Source organism: Enterococcus sp. 3H8_DIV0648 (assembly GCF_002140655.1).
Lineage (GTDB): Bacteria > Bacillota > Bacilli > Lactobacillales > Enterococcaceae > Enterococcus_A > Enterococcus_A hulanensis.
Genome location: NZ_NGLG01000002.1, coordinates 219,459 through 238,752 on the forward strand (window position 1 = coordinate 219,459; position 19,294 = coordinate 238,752).

Here is a 19,294-nt window from a genome sequence, read left to right on the forward strand (position 1 = left end):
AACCGATTCTACTTGAAATTTTAAGTAGAATCGGTTTTTTATGTTTTCGGATCATCCGACAATATGCCGTTTTCGATCCATTCATTTTTCTTTTTAAATGCAGCGAGATTTTGTTGAAACTCCTTTGCGTATAACAAAGAAAAAAGAGTATCCAAGATATACTCAAAGGCTACTTGCGAAGAAAAGGTGCTGACCTTTAAGAAGTCCATCTCTTCTTGAGTGAATACGATCGCCTGAGCAGCAAGCGGGATCAAGTTTGATTGACTATTGCCGGTAAGCAGCACAGCAGGAATATTTTCGTTCAAAAAGTGTTTCATCATCCGCTCATATTGTGGAACTCTGGCACGGTAGGTGATAAAAATCGCGCAGTCTCTACTTGTCAGGCTGGCGGCATTCCAATCTTCATCGGCATATTCGTCGGCGATGATCAAAAATTTATTGATTTTTACCAGCTTGTTTTGGAAGCTGCGGGCGCGAATCTGGGAATCCCCTTGTGCGAATAGGAAGATTCGATCTGCCTTTGCCAAAAGATCGACAGTCTCATCCAGCACTTGCTCATTTAATTGAGCGTAGGTACGTTGGACCGTATTAATCGTCAGATCGGCAATTTTTTTGGCGATGTCATTTGTTGAGTCCTGCGGCAGAAAGGGAAAATTAGCATCAACTGGATTGGAACGATAAAGTTCGCTGTGAGCGATCTCCGAAACAGCGATCCGAAAATCACGAAAGCCGTCATAGCCCATTTTTTGTGCTAAACGAATCACTGAAGAATGGGAGGTATAGGTATTATTCGCCAGCTCTGCGACATTGATCGCCGGGATCGTCGCCAAATTCTGCAAAATATAGTCTGCGATCCGTTTTTCGGTAGTGGTCAGGTCCTTTTGCAGCCGCAACTTATCAATTAATAGCACGTTATCACCTTCTAGTTTGTCTTAATGAATTTTTTTTTTAAATTTCTCACACTGGTATCATACCGTAATTTCAACGATTTCAGAAGAATTGTTCGTTAGTTGAAAGAAATTTTGGTATAAATGTTCAGGATTTGACTGGAAAGACACGAATGGCTGGATTAAGCGACCTGTTTTACTGAAAACTCTTTTCAATCAATCGGATTCTTCTATAATAAAATTATCAAAAGAAATCTGGAGGGATTTATTCATGTTAACCATCGCATATATCGGCAACGGAAAGAGTACCAACCGTTATCACTTACCCTTTTCAACAAAGCTAGCGGACAAAATCAAGGTCAAAACGATCTATTCACCAAGCGGACGAATCACGTGGGAGAAAAATCCCGGCACAAATTATACTTCGGAGATCAACGATATTTATGATGATCCGGAAATTCAATTAGTTGTGGTAACGACACCAAGCCCCTTGCATTTCAAACTAGGCAAGGAAGTCTTAGAGCATGGAAAAAATGTCTTGATCGAAAAGCCGTTTACCGAGACTGCTGAAGAAGCGAAGGAATTGTTCCGTTTAGCAGAAGAAAAAGGCTTGTTCATTCAATGTTATCAAAATCGTCGTTATGATTCCGACTTTTTAACGGTTCAAAAGGTCATCGAAAGCGGTGTGCTGGGAGATCTGTTGGAAGTTGAAATGCATTATGATTACTATCGTCCCGAAGTTCCAGAAAGTGTTGAAAAATTTTCGATCGGAACGAGTTACCTTTACGGCCATGCTTGCCATACCTTGGATCAGGTAATCTCTTATTTCGGCCGGCCGGATGATGTTCATTACGAAGTGCGCCAGCTTTTAGGCGACGATCGAATGAATGACTATTTTGACTTGGATTTATTCTATGGTCGCATGAAGGTGTCTGTAAAATCCAGCTATTTCCGTTTGAAGGAACGCCCAAGCTTTGTCGTTTATGGGAAGAAGGGTGTCTTTGTCAAAGAGACGAAGGACCGTCAAGAAGAGCATTTGAAGATGTTTTATATGCCGGAAAACAAGGATTTTGGGATTGATTTGCCTGAACACTATGGTACGCTGACTTATATGGATGATGCAGGCGTGTTTCATGAAGAAAAAGTTGTTTCAGAGATCGGTGATTACAGTCGTGTGTATGAGGATATCTATGAAACGCTGATCAACGGCAAACCAAAAGCCGTGAAGGATGAAGAAACGCTGCTGCAAATCGAAATGCTGGAAAAAGGGATTCAACAAGTTTCAAAATAGTCGAAGAAAGAAGGGGTATTGATGAAATTAGCCATTTTTGGTTCGGGCAAGATTGTCCAAGAATTTTTACCAATTACACAAGACTTGCCTGAAATTGAAGTAAAGGCCATTTTGGGAACGAAAAGAAGTCAGGAAAAAACGAAAAAAATCCAAGCGGAGTATGGGATCGACGCGTCGTATACCGACATCGATGAGTGTCTGAAAAGTGCTGCTTTCGATACGGTATACGTCGCAGTGCCGAACCACCTGCATTACAATTTCGCGAGAAAAGCTTTGGAAGCAGGCAAGCACGTCATCTGTGAAAAGCCATTTACGCTGAAGCATGCGGAGCTTTTAGAATTAGAAAAAATCGCGTTAGAAAAAGATTTAGTCCTGGTAGAAGCTATCACTAATCAATATTTGAAAAACTATCAAGGAATCAAAGAAGCCAGTCAAAATATCGGCAAATTAAAAATCATTGAATGTAACTATTCGCAATATTCTTCTCGCTATGACGCCTTTAAAGAAGGAACGATTTTACCTGCCTTTAATCCTAAAATGGGCGGCGGGGCTTTAATGGATATCAATATCTATAATATTCATTTAGTAGTCGGTCTGCTGGGCAAGCCGCAGAAAGTACAGTATTACGCGAATATCGAGCGCGAGATCGACACATCAGGCATGCTGATACTGGATTATGGGGATGTAAAAGTTGTTTGTATCGGGGCGAAGGATTCTGAAGCAACGATTCGTTCAACGATCCAAGGAACGGAAGGCTCCGTCGTGGTGAATGGTCCAACCAATACGCTGGACAGCTACACTACCGAATCTCTTTCTGGGGAAAAAGCAACCTTTGACCATAAGGATCATCCACATCGCATGTTTGATGAGTTCAAGCTGTTCAGTCAGGTGATCGCTGACAAGGATATGAGTTTTGTAAAACAGCAGCTGGAGCATAGTAAGATCGTGATGGAGATTGTTGAAACAGCGATTAATGATGCAGGGATTGTTTTAGGTTAATTCATATTTTTTTGAATAAAATGCTTGCCTTAAAGTGAACTTCAACGTGTATGGTAGGAGTAGTTAAGGAAGGTGTGAAATAAATGGAATATGCAAAACTTGGGAATACAGGATTAGATGTTTCAAGAATTTGTTTAGGCTCGATGAGTTTTGGCGATCCTAAAAACTGGATTCACAAATGGGTTTTAGAAGAAGCTGACAGCAGACCATTGATCAAGAGAGCTTTGGAGCTGGGCATCAATTTTTTTGATACGGCCAATGTCTATTCTTTAGGTCGCAGTGAAGAGATTCTTGGCCAAGCGCTGAAGGATTATGCCAATAGAGATGAGATCGTCCTAGCGACGAAGGTCCACCAAAAAATGTTCGATGGGCCCAACGGTCAAGGCCTATCGAGAAAAGCCATCATGTCGCAAATCGATCAAAGCCTGCAGCGCTTGCAGACGGATTATGTGGATCTATATATTATTCATCGGTGGGATTATACGACGCCGATCGAAGAAACGATGGAGGCGCTGCATGATGTCGTGAAGGCCGGTAAGGCTCGATACATCGGGGCCTCTGCCATGTATGCTTATCAATTTCAGCAGGCCAACAATATTGCTGAAAAAAATGGCTGGACCAAATTTGTCTCAATGCAAAATCATTTAAATCTGATCTATCGTGAAGAAGAACGTGAGATGATCCCGTATTGCCGTTCAGAAAAAAATGCCTTAACGCCATACAGTCCTATGGCATCCGGTAGATTAATCCGTGATCGCTCAGAAGCGACCAAGCGCAGTACCACAGACACGGCGCAAAAATCGAAATACGATGAAACCGCCGATATGGATCAAGTCATTATCGATCGGGTAGCTGAATTAGCCGATAAATATGAAACGAATCGTGTGAATATCGCATTAGGCTGGTTGCTGCAAAAAGATCCAGTGGTCGCACCAGTCATAGGCGCGACAAAAATGAGCCACATCGAAACAGCAGTCGGTGCGGTGGATTTCAAATTATCAGCAGAAGATGTAGCATATTTGGAAGAGCCATATATTCCTCATAAAGTGGTTGGTCATAACTAAATTAAAAGGGAAACTGTGTCAATTTAATTGGCACGGTTTTTTGGTATGTAAAAATGATTTTAAAGGAATAGGAGCTGTGATTTGGTAGGGAAGCACAGAATTATTTTGTATCTAGGATTAACTTGAAGTACACTTTAAGTAAATAAATAGTAAAAAAGGAGTGAGCTTAGTGAACATTTCTGAAGTAGCAGCGAAATTTGAAATGACACCAGCGACGATCCGGTATTATGAAAAGCAAGGATTGATCCCGCCAATTACCAGAAATGCCTCTGGAGTAAGAGATTTCCAAGAAGAGGATCTGAATTGGGTCGAGTTTATTAAATGTATGCGAGATTCGGGATTATCGATTGATTCATTAGCTCAATATTCCAAGCTGTATCAGCAGGGAGACTCAACGTTAATCGAACGTAAAAAGATTTTGATAGATGAATATCAGAAACTGCTGGAAAAGCAGCGGCTGATCAATGGAACTGTCGCTCGTTTAGAGACGAAACTGGATAATTACGATCATATGATCCAAGAATGCCAGCAGCAAATTTTTTCTAGTACAAATGAGGCAAAAGTAGAGAGGGTTTAGAAAGGAATGTGAGGTATGTATCTATTTCAAAGAATTGAAGAAGCAGCGTTCAAGCAAAATGATGCGCGACGTACGATTGGCGAGTTTATTCTTGAAAATCGGGATCAGCTGCAGGAATTAAGTATGGATGAAATAGCCAAGAAAACCTTTACTTCGAAGCCGACACTGGTTCGTTTTGCCAAATATTTTGATTATTCTGGCTGGAAGGAATTCATGTATGCTTTTACTCATGAAGTCGCTTATTATGATGAGAATGCTTATGAGGATGTCGATCCTAATTTCCCCTTTTCTGCAGAAGATGATTCGCTGGAAATCATTGAGCATCTAGTGACGTTAAAAATGCAAAGCATCAAAGACACGGTTTCTCATATCGCAGCAGAGGATCTGAATCGAGCGGCGGAACTGATTCAAAAGGCGGAGAATGTCGTCATCTACGGGACAAGTCCTAACTATTATTATGGCGAACTATTCAAACGAAACTTATTAGCGATCCAGAAAAAGGCTTTTATGTCGAGCTCTGGAGAGAATGGATTGATCTCTAGTTCATTGACTGAGCGGGATTGTGCATTGATTATTTCCTATTCGGGAAATAGTCCCGATGAAAATCCTACAAGGAACGTTAAAATTTTGAAACGTGCGGGGGTTCCGATTATCAGTATTACCAGCGGCGGCAAGAATTATCTCAGGGATTATTCAGATGTAGTGCTGAATATTTCCAGTAAAGAGAAGCTTTATTCCAAGATCGCTAATTTCGCTACGCAAGAGTCGGTCCTTTTTTTATTGGATACATTATTTGCTAAGGTTTTTGCACTAAATTATGAAACCAATAAGGAAAAGAAAATCGCAAATTCAAGGGCTCTAGAATCGAAGCGGCAATCCGCTGCCAAAGAAATTTCAGAACAGTTTTAAGGAAGAACACCTAATCACAGGTGTTCTTTTTTTGAGCTGATGTGGAACAGTACCCACTGGGTGCTTAGCTAACTAAGAAATCATTTTTTAAAATCGTGAAAAATGAAGCTGATTGTCGTTGCGCAGACCATTCCACTAATCTCGCTAGTCATCTCTCAGTCGCTGTGGATAAATTCCTGGCAGAATTTAACTGTATTTTTGATGAACCTAATCACGCTGAAGTGTGAAGAAAAACTGGCAAAGCTGAGCGAGTTCGCGAAGCCTTTCTAAAGTAAAAATGAAACGAATTTCGAGAAACACGCTCATAATTTTAGAAAAGGTGGAATACGTTTCAAGGTGCTGAGAAAGTATTGGAAACGCTATCTGCGCGTGGTAAAGTTCAACTACAAGCAAGACTTGATTAACCGGTTCGATCAAAAAAAGCATCTTGTTCCGTTGAAAGGAGAATCCCATGAGTAAGAAATATGAAGGGTTGGCTCATGCTATCGTTGAAAAATTGGGCGGCAAAACAAATATTATTGAAGGCTACCATTGCCAAACGCGTCTTCGTTTTAAAGTGGTAGATGAAACTAAGATTGATATCGAGGGTTTAGAAAGTTTAGCTGGCGTCACGAAATATATTTTTAATGCGGGTGTTCATCAAGTAGTGATCGGTACCCATGTGAAGGATGTCTTTGAAGAAATCGAAAAAATCATTGAGCTTAATCCAACTAATGATGGACAGGCAGAAAAGAAGGGCATATTAACAGCGATTATTGAATTTGTCGCCGGCACATTCCAACCTGTTATTCCAGCATTATCTGGAGCTGGGATGGTTAAGGCAGTATTGGCCTTGTTGATTGTTTTTCAAGTAATATCTCCGGAATCACAAACCTATTATTTGCTGAACATGTTTGCTGACGGTGTTTTCTTCTTCCTGCCGATCATCTTAGCTTTTACTGAAGCACAAAAATTACGCTGCAATCCGATTTTAGCTGCATCTGTTGCCGCCATGATGATGCATCCTAATTGGGGAGCGCTAGTAACAGCAGGAGATCCAGTCCATTTTTTTGAAATTATTCCATTTACACTTGCTACGTATACTGGTTCAGTAATTCCAATTTTACTAGTGATCTTTGTTCAGTCTTATGTTGAGAAATTTTTGAATCGCGTGATACCTAAATCCGTTGAGCTGGTTTTTGTCCCGATGTTGACTTTCTTAGTCATGGGAACCTTGGCATTCTCTATTTTGGGTCCGGTGGGCACTATTCTTGGCGGCTATTTGGCGACATTCTTTACTTTTTTAAGTGTCAACGCAAGCTGGGTACCGGCTGTTTTGATCGGTGGATTTTTACCGATCATGGTCATGTTCGGGCTTCATAATGGCGTGGCGCCTCTTGGTGTTATGCAAATGGCTGAGCTTGGTTATGATAGCATTTTTGGCCCGGGCTGTGTTTGTTCAAATATCGCGCAAGCAACGGCCTCTGCAGTTGTCGCTTTTAGAACAAAAGATAAGAAGCTTCGTCAATTAGCGACATCAGGTTCGATCACGGCTTATATGGGGATCACAGAACCTGCACTGTATGGTGTGAATTTACCGAAAAGATATCCGTTGATCTCTGCTATGATCGGCGGAGGATTAGGTGGACTCTATGCGGGTCTGACGAATACACATCGATTTGCGACGGGTTCATCGGGACTTCCGGCAATTTTATTATACATTGGGGATGACACGATGCGCTTCTTTTGGAATATCGTCATCGCATTGATTATCTCGGCCGTATCAACGGCTATCCTGACTTATGTTTTAAGCTTCAAATTTGAAAAAGACGAGGTCATCTCAGAAGTTCCTGAGCTGAAAGAAGTTATTTTAGAGGATACGCATATGATTAGTCCGATTAGAGGACAGGTTATTCCATTAAGCGAAGTGAATGATGAAGCTTTCGCCACTGAAGCACTCGGCAAAGGCTTTGCAATCGAACCAAGTGAAGGAAAAGTCGTTGCACCGTTCGACGGAAAAATTGCTGCCATCTTTCCAACGAAGCATGCGATCGGGTTAGTTTCAGATACAGGAGTAGAAATCTTGATTCATGTTGGATTGAATACGGTGGAATTGAATGGAGAATTTTTTGAAGCATTTGTAAAAGTGGACGATAGAGTTAAAAAAGGCCAAATGATTCTAACCTTTGATTTAGAAAAAATTCAAGCGGCTGGTTATGATACGCAGGTGCCAATCGTTGTGACCAATACCCCGCAGTATTCATCAATTGAAACAATCAATCTTGGTCAAACCGACTGTGAACAGGCTATTTTAGCTGTTAAAGTTTAACAGGTAATTTTAAAAAGTGTTCAAAAAGGAGAATCAGAATGTCTTTAGATAAAGATTTTTTATGGGGCGGAGCGACTGCGGCGAACCAAACGGAAGGCGGAGTGTTAGCAGACGGCAGAAAATTGGCCAATATTGATGTCTTACCATACGGAGAAGATCGAAAAAAAGTCGCTGCCGGAGAATTAGAAATGCTTGATTGGCAGGAAGGGTACTACTATCCTGCCAAAGAGGCGATTGATATGTATCATCATTATATGGAAGATATCAAGCTTTTTGCTGAGATGGGATTCAAGGTATATCGAATGTCGCTTTCTTGGTCGCGGATTTTCCCCAACGGAGACGATAACGAACCCAATGAAGCGGGTTTGAAATTTTACGAGGATATTTTTAAGGAATTAAAGAAATACAACATTGAACCGTTAGTAACGATTACTCATTTTGATATTCCGATTCATTTGATAAAGGAGTACGGAGGCTGGAGAAATCGAAAATTGATTACTTTTTATACTCGTTATGCTGAAGCAGTTTTAACGCGTTACAAAGGACTGGTCCGCTATTGGCTGACGATCAATGAAATCAATATTTTACTTCATCAACCTTTCGTAGGCGGAGGAATTATTTTTAAAGATGGGGAGAATAAAGAAGAAATCAAGTATCAGGCGGCTCATCATCAGCTAGTCGCAAGTGCGTTAACAACGAAAATCGCTCATGAGAGTGATCCTGAGAATAAGGTTGGCTGTATGCTGGCTGGCGGGAGTCATTATCCGTATACTTGTCGACCGGAGGATTATCAAGAAGCAATCAAGCGGGATCGCGAGGGCTACTTCTTTATTGATGTGCAAGCAAGAGGGAAATATCCAAATTATGCATTAAAAAAATTTGAACGAGCAGGTTTGTCGATCCAGATGGAACCAGAAGACCTAGAGATATTAGCCGCATCACCTGTAGATTTTGTGACATTCTCTTATTATTGTTCAAGAACGGTCAGTGCTCATCCAGAAGATTATGAACAGGCTACTGGAAATCTCTTTGCTTCGATCAAAAATGAAAATTTACCATCAACCGAATGGGGCTGGCAGATTGATCCGTTGGGCTTGAGAAATTCCTTAAATCAGCTTTATGACCGCTACCAAAAACCATTATTTATTGTAGAAAATGGTTTAGGTGCAGTAGATATCCCTGACGAGAATGGGTATGTCGCTGATGATTACCGGATTGATTATCTAGAAAAGCATGTCCAAGCCTTTATGGATGCGGTAGAAATTGATGGGGTAGAACTCATGGGCTATACAACATGGGGCTGCATTGACTTGATCGCAGCGAGTACTGGACAAATGAGTAAACGCTATGGATTCGTATATGTTGATCGTGATGATCAGGGCAAAGGAACTTTAAGACGCACGAAGAAAAAATCCTTCGACTGGTATAAAAAAGTGATCGCCTCAAATGGAGAATTCGTAAGGAAGCAGCCTATTTCAAATGGACTATAAGAATTAATTATTAAGAGGCCGTACCTGCAATTGAATTTTTTACTGTAACTAAAGTTGGAGTATGGAAGTTTTTCTATAATTGCCAAAAGTAAATTGAAAATCCCCGTCAAGAATAGTACCCTAGATAGAAATACTTGTTTTTTTGGAAATGTGAGGGAAATTGATGGGGAAGATAATATTTTTAGATATTGATGGTACTTTGTGTAATGATGTTGGGGTTGTTCCAGCGAGTGCTAAGCAAGCGATTATTCAGGCTTATGAAAATGGGCATCGCTTTTATTTATGCACGGGACGATCTAAGGCCGAGATTTCTGAGGAAGTGCTGGACTTGCCGATTAGCGGGATCATCGGCGCGGGAGGCGGTTATTGTGAGGTCGACGGTGAAGTGATTCTGCATCAAGTTTTTGATTCAAATGAATTGAAAAAGCTGATCGGTTTCTTAGAGGAGCATCGTGTGGAGTATTACCTTGAATCGAATCAGGGCTTATTCGCAAGTGCTAATCTAAAAAGTCGGCTTATCCAGCTTACATTAGGTGACACTAAAGAGGATTCTGCAGAAGGGCAAGAAAAAATCGCTGCCATTAACTGGTTTTTAGATTTGCTGATTGATGATCCGAGTTTGATCGATTATGAAGATGTTAATAAAGTCTCTTTTGTCAATCACTCGATTCCTTATGAGGTGATTGAGGCAGAATATGATGGTGATTTTTATATGCTGAGAAGCACGGTTCCAGCCTTTGGACCAGACAGCGGCGAGATCGGGATTAAAGGGATCAATAAAAAAACTGCGATTGAAACGTTGTTAGAACATATCCAGCGGGACAAGGAAGATTGTCTGGCTTTTGGTGATGGCAATAATGACTTCGTGATGTTTGAAGCAGTGGGAACTGGGATCGCGATGGGAAATGCTAAGGACGAACTAAAGGCCGCCGCCGATGAGATTACGTTGACTCATGATGAGGGCGGTATCGCTCATACATTAGCTAAATTAGATTATGTTAAAATTTAGGCGAGTACACCTTAAAGTATGCAGTTGTTTAAGCTGCATACTTTTTTATCTGTGGGGAATAAACTACTTTATAACTGGTGCGGATTTTTAAATGTTTTGGTGCTGTGAGTGAATCTGCTATAGTTAAAAGAAAAGAGCAAAGAGGGAAATTATGGAGATCAGACTTTTACGTTACTTTTGGGCAGTCGCACAAGAAGGAAATATCTCGCGGGCCTCACGCATTTTAAATATCACTCAGCCGACATTGAGCCGCCAGATCAAGGAGCTTGAAGAACGGATCGGTGCGCCGCTTTTTCATCGCGAAAAGAATCGCCTGAGTCTAACTAAGGACGGCTATTTTTTGAAAGAGCGGGCGGAAGAAATTCTAGCTTTGGATGAAAAATTAGAACAGGCTTTTTCTGCCCAGCGGAACGAGCAACTGAGCGGGACAATCTCGATTGGCTGTGTTGAGGCGGATAATTCCGATACGGTTGCGATGCTGCTGGAGGAACTGATCAGCGATTACCCTCAAATTCAGTTCAATTTAGTGACAGGCACTAGTGATGATATCTCGGATCGCCTTGAAAAAGGGATTTTGGATCTAGCGATATTATTGGAGCCAGTGATTTTGAATGAAGTAGAGACATTGATTTTACCGCGAGAGGAACGCTGGGGCTTTTTGGTTTCGAAGGAGATGTTTATTGCTGAGAAGGAATTTTTGAAACCTGAGGATATCAAGGGCTTGCCGATTCTTTGCTCCAGCCGAAGTGAGGTGCAGAATTTATTGTCTGACTGGTCGGGAGAACCTTTGGATCAACTGAACATCGTTGGAAACTTCAATTTGATTTTCAACGTGCTGCCGCTGGTTAATCATAAAGTCGGTGCAGCATTGTCGGTCGAAGGCGCGATTTTAGATCGGAGATTGGAAGAAGCCGTCTTCATTCCTTTGCAACCATCGGTCAAAACACACTGCGTTTTAGTCTGGAAAAAAAGAGTCCAAACACCGGCTGTCCAAGAATTAATTAATCGATTTAATTATGCCTTCAAGCTATAGTGCTATGACTATATAGGCATTAGACATAGATGGAAATGAGTCGTATTCTGAAATTGTTCAGAGTATGACTCATTTTTTTATTGAAGGAGGCTATTTATGAAGAAGAGAATTATTGGTCAGAATAAGCTGGAAATGTCGGAGTTAGGTTACGGCTGTATGGGCTTGAATCATCATCGCGGCCCAGCTAAAGACCCAAAGGAAATGATGCGCGTTGTTCAAGCGGCTTATCAACAGGGAATCACAATGTTTGACACAGCGGAAGTCTACGGTCCGTATACAAATGAAGAACTTGTTGGTGAGGCCATCAAGGAGTTTCGCCAAGAAATTGTTTTAGCGACAAAGGGTGGATTCAAGATCGACGGACAAACGAATTATCCAGATAGCAGTGCTGCGACATTGAGAGCGTCACTTGAAGGCTCCTTGAAACGACTGCAAACAGATTACATTGACTTATATTACATTCATCGAGTAGATCCCAATACACCTATCGAAGAAGTGGCCGAAACGATTCAGCAATTTAAACAGGAAGGCAAAATTTTGAATTGGGGATTGTCCGAAGCCAGTGGTGAAACGATCAGACGAGCACATAAAATCGAACCGTTGACTGCGATTCAAAGTGAATATTCGATTTGGTGGCGTGATTTAGAAAAGGATATTTTCCCTGTTTTAGAAGAACTAGGGATTGGTTTAGTAGCCTACAGCCCATTAGGAAGGGGCTTTTTAACAGGGAAAGTCACGAAGGATTCCATCGCCAACGAAAATGATAATCGTGCGGACCTGCCGCGTTTCACAACAGAGGCGATGGCAGCCAATCAAGTAGTTTTGGATTTACTGCAAGAAATCGGTAATCAGAAGAATGCAACTTCCGCACAAATCGCCATCGCTTGGATATTAGCTCAGAAAGAATGGATCGTACCAATTCCGGGCACAACGAATCTGAAGCGTTTGAGCGAGAATAATCAAGCCGTCGATATTACGTTTACTAATGAAGAATTAAGTCGGATCAACACGGCAGTTGATCAAATGACGATTGTCGGTGATCGCTATCCTCAATCAGAAAAAGAGCGGACAAGAAAATAAGGCAATCAAAATTAGGAGGGGAGTTTATGCAAGCAGGAATCATTTTTTTCTCGCGGGCGGGAGAAAACTATATCAATGGAAGGAAACAAGTAGTTTCAATCGGAAATACAGAAATATTAGCACAAAAAATCAGTGAACAAACGCAGCTTCCGGTCTATTCGTTGCGACCGCTTGAGCCTTATTCGGTGAATTATGATGAGGCAGTTCAAAAAGCAGAAAAGGAAAAGCAGACTTTAGCAAAAGTAGGCTATGAAAAGTTAGCAGCAGACGTCGAACAGATGGAGACGATTTTTCTCGGCTTTCCTAACTGGTGGGGGACGTATCCCAGAATAGTCGCGACTTTTTTAGAACAGCAGGATTGGAAAAATAAAACACTCTATCCATTTTGTACCCATGAAGGCAGTGCTTTTGGTTCAAGTATCCAAGAGCTGCATAATCATTGCCCGGGTGCTGAAATCAAAAAAGGTTTGGCGGTTCGAGGTTCAAAGGTTGAGCGAGCAGATACAGCGGTGAAAAACTGGCTGCTTTCTTATCAAAATAATTATTAACGATTTGGAGGAAGATCTAATGGCAAAACACGAAGAAGTAAAAAATGGTGTGATTTTCCCGATTGGCGAAAAAAATGACGCCTTCGCGCAATATTTTATTGGACAAAGCTATCTGCAGGGGCTGATTTCTGATCCGAAGATCAATGTGGGCGTAGCGAATGTAACTTTTGAACCTGGCTGCCGCAACAACTGGCACATTCATCATGAGGGCTTTCAATTATTGTTAGTGACCGGCGGCGAAGGCTGGTATCAAGAAGAGGGCCAACCCGCCCAGTTTTTGAAGGCAGGTGACGTGATTGTGACTCATGATGGTGTCAAGCATTGGCATGGTGCCGCGCAGGATAGCTGGTTTGAGCACATCGCCATCACAGCTGGGACACCTGAATGGTTGGAGCCAGTAAATGACGAGTGGTATGAAAAATTAGAAAAGTAAGGGGAAATTACGATGAAAAAACAAACAGCTGGCAGAGAACAATTAGGAGATTTCGCACCGCAGTTTGCGGCGTTAAATGATGATGTTCTATTTGGCGAAGTCTGGGCAAAAGAGGAGGAACTCTCTGCACATGACCGCAGTATGATTACCTGTTCTGCACTTTTGGCGATGGGTGCGCCTCAGCTTGAGGCACATTTGAAGATTGCTAAGGAAAATGGCGTGACGAAAGAAGAAATCAGCGCATTGATCACCCATTTAGCATTTTACGCTGGTTGGCCGAAAGCATGGAGCGCCTTTACACTGGCAAAAGAAATTTTCGAATAGAAAATCGCATTCCATAATAGTTAATTTAAGAATAGAGGAATAAAATGATGGATCTACAGGAAAGCTATACATTAAATAATGGAATTGAAATCCCTAAACTAGGATTCGGAACGTGGATGATTGACAATCAAGCAGTCGTTCAAGCCGTGAAAACTGCTTTAGCGATCGGTTATCGTCATATTGATACCGCGCAAGCCTATGAAAATGAAGAAGGCGTTGGTGCGGCTATTCGAGAATCTGCTGTTGATCGAAAAGATATTTTTGTGACCAGTAAAGTTGCTGCGGAATGGAAAAGCTATCAGGAAGCAGCTAAATCAATTGATGATTCCTTGAACAGATTGGGCTTGGATACGATTGATTTAATGACTATCCATGCACCTCAACCGTGGGCCGAGTTTAGAGAAGCAAATTATGATGCTGAAAACATTCAAGTTTGGCGTGCGCTAGAGGATGCCTATAACGCAGGAAAGGTTCGGGCGATTGGTCTTTCAAACTTTAAACAGCAGGATGTGGAGAACATTTTACAGCATGCTGCTATAAAGCCCGCAGTAAATCAGATTCTAGCACATATTTCGAACACCCCTATTGAATTAATCGACTACTGCAAACAAAATGACATTTTAGTCGAAGCATACTCACCTGTAGGGCATGGCGAGTTATTAAAAAATGCGAAGTTAAACGAAATTGCAGAAAAATATCAGGTTAGTGTACCTCAATTAGCAATTCGCTATTGCTTGGAGCTAGGTTTGCTGCCGTTGCCGAAATCAGCGAATAAAGACCATATCCAAAATAATGCTGACTTAAACTTTGAAATTTCTCAAGCTGATATGAATGAGCTAAAAGCAATGAAGCCCATTGATGACTATGGCGAGTCGAGTCATTTTCCAGTTTATAATAAGAAATAGAGAGACAATATATAACTATATAGGGTAATAACTTTTTTTACGAAGTGCGCAAGCATGACACAAACCAACTGGTCTTTAAGTTTATGGGCTAGTTGGTTTTTTGTGAGTCAAAAGAGTAAACCGTCTAGACAGACCAATAGTCAATACTGTATACTCAACGTTGAGTATACGGCGATAGGAGGAGACTATTATGACGAGGTTAATTGTTTTAGGCTTATTAAGCGAAAAGCCGATGTCTGGTTACGACATTCAGCAAAGCATCAGTGATAGGGATGCAGAACGTTGGGGCGGTGTGTTGGTTGGCTCGATTTACCATGCTCTAAAGAAATTAGAAAAAGAACAGAAGATTGAAGTGGCAGGGGTTGAACAAACCGGACATCGTCAAAAGACCGTGTATCAGATTACGGATCAAGGAAGAAACTATTTGCAGTCATTAGTGATCGATTCATTAAGAACTACCTCGGTCAGCTATCCGACTACCCTTTATAGCGGACTATCTTTGCTGGATAAAATTCCGAGAGAAGCGGCCATCAAGGCATTAAAAGCACAAAAAGAGTTGATTGATCAAGAGTATGAAGCAATCATTGAAAAGAATCGAGGCAATGAAGAGTCAGAAGAAGAGATTTCCGAAATCTCTCAGCTTACGATAGACAACATGTTTGCGATCGTCGAGCAACAGCGGCATTATATTGAATGTCTATTGAAAGTATTAGCGGGTGAATAGTTATGAAGACTATTTTGCTCTTTTGTGCAGGAGTGTTTCTTTTAATCTTAGCGATTCTTCTAGGTGGAAAGTCCTTCAATAGGATGAAATACAAAATTCGAACAAAAAATGGTATTCAAAAATCTGGCTATTTGCGGATTGGTGGGATCGATCAGTATTATCAAATTCGAGGGGAAAATATAGAGAATCCGATTATTTTGGTGCTTCATGGCGGACCTGGAAATAATATGTCAGACTTTTCTTATTGTTGGCAGACGGATTTGGAAAAAGAGTATACGATTGTTCATTGGGATCAGCGTGGTTGCGGAAATACTTATTATCGGGATACACAAGCCGAACGACCTTCACTGGAATTGTTACTAGCGGATCTTGATGAAGTTGTAAATTATTTGCGAGCTGACTATCACAAAGAAAAACTTATCATTATGGGGCATTCTTGGGGAACATTTTTAGGTGCAATCTATGCTGGAAAACATCCTGAAAAAGTATCGGCTTATATTTCGGTTAGCCAAGTGTTGGATTTTAACCAATCGGAAAGAATTTCTGCACAAGAAACTGTTCGTTTAGCGAAAATCGCTGGAAATGAGCAAGATATACCGAAAATAAATGATTTGCTTGAACAGATAACGACCTATCAAAAAATTGGCAAAGCAGAAGTTAAAAGCTTACTGGAATTTCGACAGCTCAAAGAAAAATATCTGCCTAAACAATATGGAAATAAGATGATTCTGTATCGTTTGTTTTCTCCATATATGAATCTCAATGAGATAAGATGGATGTTCAGTATCAATAAAATGCTAGAATCAAACAATAAAATTTATGAAATGCTGATGATTGATGGAAGGTTGTCAATGTATGACTATCCATTGCATTATGACATTCCGGTCATTATGATCATAGGAAATCAAGATTGGACTACACCTTATAGTATGGCCTTGGATTATTACCAAGCAATTTCAGCCCCGCAAAAGGAGTTCATCACCATAGAAGGATCAGGACATCTGCCATTCATTGATCATTCGAAAGAATTTTCTCAAGTGCTGGAAAAAGCGTTGAACAAAATAGACTAGATTTTTACGAAAAAAAAGCAGGAAGGATATTAGATTTTTAATATCCTTCCTGTTTTTTATTAAAGTCAGCTACTCGCTGTGCATCAATCGCCATGATCTCTTCGCCGGAAATCATATTTGGATTGAAGACAAGATCGTAAGTTGGATCTTTGGGTTTGTATTGGTTTACACCAAAAGCGACACTGTTTGCTGGAATGTCTTTGGTAATGATCGCGCCTGCGCCGATCACCGTGTTTTCGCCGATCGTAATCGGTCCGAGAACTTTTGCGCCGTCAGCGACGATCACATTTTTTGCCAGAATCGGACTTCCAACCTGCTCCCATTTCTCCTGTATTTTGTTGTAGCGCATATTTGAACCAATCGTCACGTTTTGATAAATGATGACATTTGCACAAATTTTGGCAGCTACTACCGTACAGCCGCGAGCATGATGCGCAAAGCGAACGCTTCGATCCATATCCGCACAATGGATTTCACAGCCATAGCGAAATTCCAATAATTCAGCAGCCTTGGCTTGCTCAGCCGGATCTTCGGAAAAGCAATTGAACGCCAACAGTTCGTCAAAGGAATAATCTTTCATTAATAAAACCTCCTTATAGGTCAATCTCGTTCTAATTTCATTCATTATAGCGCAGATAAAAAAGAAACGGTCTTTTCTGAACTTTTTAAAGCAAAAAATCATTTGAACAATTTTGTCCAAATGATCCGTATTATAAATAAGTTCGTATCGTAGCGACTTGCGTCAATGCTTCTGTGATGATCGTTTGCTTTAGTTGGCTGGGATCTGAAAAATCAGGTTCTGCCACAAGTACGGTATCCAATACTGTATATTTCGGCATTTCGGTCTTAGCGGCATTCCATTTAAGCTGTTTCAATTTATCCCAATAGGTGATTTGCAGATCGGCATTTTGGGCCATCAGCCAAAGCTCAAAGCGCATCTCTTGATGATTCAAGACGATCCCAAAACGCAAGCCGTCATTTCTGAGCTGCTCATCAAAGAAGGGGAAATAAGTATAGTCCAAGTAACCTGCGGAAAGGTTGCCGACTTTATAATCAACGGCATCGATAAAAAATTCAGTCCGAACACTTCCGATAAATTTCAAAAGACCCGCATACGCACGACAAACGGGACTATCTTGATAAACATGCTGCTGGTAAATTTTGATATCTTCGGTTAAATTTGGCTCCATAAAAAGACCTCCATATTTTTAAGTAGCGTTCTAACGGCTGTTACTTTTTGCGAAACTGTTGGATCAAAAAAACAAAGACAAAGAAGAACAGTGCCTCCCAAAGCGTTGTTGTCCAACTGTATCTTGGGCTGATACCAAAAATGAGGTTGCCGATGTTGGAGATGAGCAAATAAACCAGTGTAATTAAGAAAGAATTCAGTAATCTTCGCATCATAAAAAAACACCCTCCGTTCATACCTTAGAGTATAAACGAGGATGATCAGCGCGTCCAATCATGAATGATCGTGCTTAGTAAATTTATCTGATAAAAAATGAATGATCTTCTATAATTAAGGCTTCTTTGTTGGTCAGCGGTACTAATTCAATCAGATCATTAAAGTCATGGAAAATCTCAAGTGAGACTGCTGAAAAATATTCTTCCTTATAGTGAGGAAGCGGGTAGCAGGTAGTCAAATTCAAACCATCTTCAGAAATCAGATTTTCGGCTTGATTTCGGTCGTCCATTTTAGCGATATAAGAGATACTAGGCGCAGCGACAATCGCACCAGCAGATTCTCCTAGATAGACTTTTCCAGCATTGACTGCTTCGATAATTTGTTTGGCTGCTCCTGATGATTTCAACTTTTCTAAAAGAAAGAAGCTGTTTCCGCCAGAAAGATAAATAAAATTATTCCGCTGCAAGGTTTCTCTGATTGTTTCAGGGTCTGCAATAGCTACATCCAGTTCTTCAATTTCAAATCCTAATAATTTGAAGGTCGCTCGCGCCTCATCCACATAAAAATCGATTTCCTCAACCAAACTGGCTGTCGGGATGAAGGCTACCGTTTTTGCTAAAGAAAATTTCTTTAGATAGTCTTCAAATTGCTCCTGAACGTCTGCGAACGAGGATGATAGAAACATATTAATCATAAACAAAGCTCCAATCTGTTTTGATTATAAGTCTACCATTTCATAACCACAAAAACAAACATACGTTCTATTTAGACTCGTATTTATTTTGTTTTCTTTTTTTTGATCGCAAAAGCACCAGATGCACCTAAAGCAACACCAAGCGCCATACCAAGTGCCAAATTGTCAAAAAGAAGTCCGAAAATTAACCCCAGTGACAATCCGATTGCTAGCGAACCTCCATCGTCCTTTTTCATTGTAACAACCCCCATTGTCTAATTTATTCTACTTCTATTGTAAAGGATGCCAAAGGAAAATAATAGCTATCCAGAAGGAGTAAATTTATTAGCCGCAGCCGTGATACCATTTGTTCCATTTCATATTCAAAAAAATTTTTCACCATTTTTCAGCTATAATAGACAGAGAAATACCGACCAAATAACCGAAAAAACTTCCACTTTTGTGGGAGTTTTTTGTTTGATTTTACTTAGTTTAAATAAGTGAAGGGGGAATTATAGATGTGTATAAGAGACAGGTATAAACGAGGATGATCAGCGCGTCCAAT

At 40.7% G+C, this 19,294-nt stretch carries 21 protein-coding genes; 16 read left to right on the forward strand and 5 right to left on the reverse strand.

The window, feature by feature from the left end; translation table 11 throughout:
• Positions 1-38: 38 nt before the first annotated feature.
• The gene (locus tag A5875_RS17445) at positions 39-911 is read right to left on the reverse strand and encodes a MurR/RpiR family transcriptional regulator (protein ID WP_088934871.1); all 873 of its coding nucleotides are present in this window, start codon (positions 909-911) and stop codon (positions 39-41) included.
• Between the two features lie 247 nt (positions 912-1,158).
• Between A5875_RS17445 and A5875_RS17450 the strand changes: the two genes are divergently transcribed.
• The 16 genes from A5875_RS17450 to A5875_RS17530 all read left to right on the forward strand — a co-directional run bounded on the left by A5875_RS17450 (position 1,159) and on the right by A5875_RS17530 (position 16,651).
• A complete protein-coding gene (locus tag A5875_RS17450; RefSeq protein WP_088934872.1) occupies positions 1,159-2,178 on the forward strand; it encodes a Gfo/Idh/MocA family oxidoreductase in 1,020 nt (339 codons plus the stop codon).
• Between the two features lie 21 nt (positions 2,179-2,199).
• Positions 2,200-3,177: a Gfo/Idh/MocA family protein gene (locus A5875_RS17455; protein ID WP_088934873.1), complete on the forward strand. Its 978-nt coding sequence runs from the start codon at positions 2,200-2,202 to the stop codon at positions 3,175-3,177.
• Between the two features lie 83 nt (positions 3,178-3,260).
• Positions 3,261-4,241: an aldo/keto reductase gene (locus A5875_RS17460; RefSeq protein ID WP_088934874.1), complete on the forward strand. Its 981-nt coding sequence runs from the start codon at positions 3,261-3,263 to the stop codon at positions 4,239-4,241.
• Positions 4,242-4,410: 169 nt separating this feature from the next.
• Positions 4,411-4,818: a MerR family transcriptional regulator gene (locus tag A5875_RS17465; RefSeq protein WP_088934875.1), complete on the forward strand. Its 408-nt coding sequence runs from the start codon at positions 4,411-4,413 to the stop codon at positions 4,816-4,818.
• Positions 4,819-4,833: 15 nt separating this feature from the next.
• Positions 4,834-5,727 carry a MurR/RpiR family transcriptional regulator gene (locus A5875_RS17470; RefSeq protein WP_088934876.1) on the forward strand — a complete coding sequence of 298 codons (894 nt, stop codon included), beginning with the start codon at positions 4,834-4,836 and terminating at the stop codon, positions 5,725-5,727.
• 451 nt (positions 5,728-6,178) lie between these two features.
• Entirely contained in the window at positions 6,179-8,035 is a 1,857-nt protein-coding gene (locus tag A5875_RS17480) for a beta-glucoside-specific PTS transporter subunit IIABC (protein WP_088934878.1), read from the forward strand.
• A gap of 38 nt (positions 8,036-8,073) precedes the next feature.
• Positions 8,074-9,525: a 6-phospho-beta-glucosidase gene (locus tag A5875_RS17485; RefSeq protein WP_088934879.1), complete on the forward strand. Its 1,452-nt coding sequence runs from the start codon at positions 8,074-8,076 to the stop codon at positions 9,523-9,525.
• Between the two features lie 163 nt (positions 9,526-9,688).
• The gene (locus A5875_RS17490; RefSeq protein WP_088934880.1) at positions 9,689-10,534 is read left to right on the forward strand and encodes a Cof-type HAD-IIB family hydrolase; all 846 of its coding nucleotides are present in this window, start codon (positions 9,689-9,691) and stop codon (positions 10,532-10,534) included.
• Positions 10,535-10,685: 151 nt separating this feature from the next.
• Complete coding sequence (locus tag A5875_RS17495; RefSeq protein WP_088934881.1) at positions 10,686-11,567, forward strand: LysR family transcriptional regulator; 882 nt, start codon at positions 10,686-10,688, stop codon at positions 11,565-11,567.
• A gap of 96 nt (positions 11,568-11,663) precedes the next feature.
• A complete protein-coding gene (locus tag A5875_RS17500; protein ID WP_088934882.1) occupies positions 11,664-12,647 on the forward strand; it encodes an aldo/keto reductase in 984 nt (327 codons plus the stop codon).
• 26 nt (positions 12,648-12,673) lie between these two features.
• Positions 12,674-13,195 carry a flavodoxin gene (locus tag A5875_RS17505; RefSeq protein ID WP_088934883.1) on the forward strand — a complete coding sequence of 174 codons (522 nt, stop codon included), beginning with the start codon at positions 12,674-12,676 and terminating at the stop codon, positions 13,193-13,195.
• A gap of 19 nt (positions 13,196-13,214) precedes the next feature.
• Complete coding sequence (locus A5875_RS17510) at positions 13,215-13,628, forward strand: cupin domain-containing protein (RefSeq protein WP_088934884.1); 414 nt, start codon at positions 13,215-13,217, stop codon at positions 13,626-13,628.
• Between the two features lie 12 nt (positions 13,629-13,640).
• Positions 13,641-13,952 carry a carboxymuconolactone decarboxylase family protein gene (locus A5875_RS17515; protein ID WP_088934885.1) on the forward strand — a complete coding sequence of 104 codons (312 nt, stop codon included), beginning with the start codon at positions 13,641-13,643 and terminating at the stop codon, positions 13,950-13,952.
• Positions 13,953-13,999: 47 nt separating this feature from the next.
• A complete protein-coding gene (locus tag A5875_RS17520; protein ID WP_088935835.1) occupies positions 14,000-14,857 on the forward strand; it encodes an aldo/keto reductase in 858 nt (285 codons plus the stop codon).
• Positions 14,858-15,047: 190 nt separating this feature from the next.
• Complete coding sequence (locus A5875_RS17525) at positions 15,048-15,581, forward strand: PadR family transcriptional regulator (RefSeq protein WP_088934886.1); 534 nt, start codon at positions 15,048-15,050, stop codon at positions 15,579-15,581.
• Positions 15,582-15,583: 2 nt separating this feature from the next.
• Complete coding sequence (locus A5875_RS17530; RefSeq protein ID WP_088934887.1) at positions 15,584-16,651, forward strand: alpha/beta hydrolase; 1,068 nt, start codon at positions 15,584-15,586, stop codon at positions 16,649-16,651.
• 37 nt (positions 16,652-16,688) lie between these two features.
• On the opposite strand, the gene A5875_RS17535 is transcribed toward A5875_RS17530, so the two are convergent.
• The 4 genes from A5875_RS17535 to A5875_RS23820 form a co-directional block, all read right to left on the reverse strand.
• A complete protein-coding gene (locus A5875_RS17535) occupies positions 16,689-17,231 on the reverse strand; it encodes a serine acetyltransferase (RefSeq protein WP_088934888.1) in 543 nt (180 codons plus the stop codon).
• Between the two features lie 130 nt (positions 17,232-17,361).
• Positions 17,362-17,841 carry a DUF7000 family protein gene (locus tag A5875_RS17540; protein ID WP_088934889.1) on the reverse strand — a complete coding sequence of 160 codons (480 nt, stop codon included), beginning with the start codon at positions 17,839-17,841 and terminating at the stop codon, positions 17,362-17,364.
• A gap of 297 nt (positions 17,842-18,138) precedes the next feature.
• Entirely contained in the window at positions 18,139-18,750 is a 612-nt protein-coding gene (locus tag A5875_RS17545) for a Type 1 glutamine amidotransferase-like domain-containing protein (protein WP_088934890.1), read from the reverse strand.
• 83 nt (positions 18,751-18,833) lie between these two features.
• Positions 18,834-18,986 (reverse strand): hypothetical protein, encoded by a 153-nt coding sequence (locus A5875_RS23820; RefSeq protein WP_171004838.1) that lies wholly within the window; start codon positions 18,984-18,986, stop codon positions 18,834-18,836.
• Between the last annotated feature and the right edge of the window lie 308 nt (positions 18,987-19,294).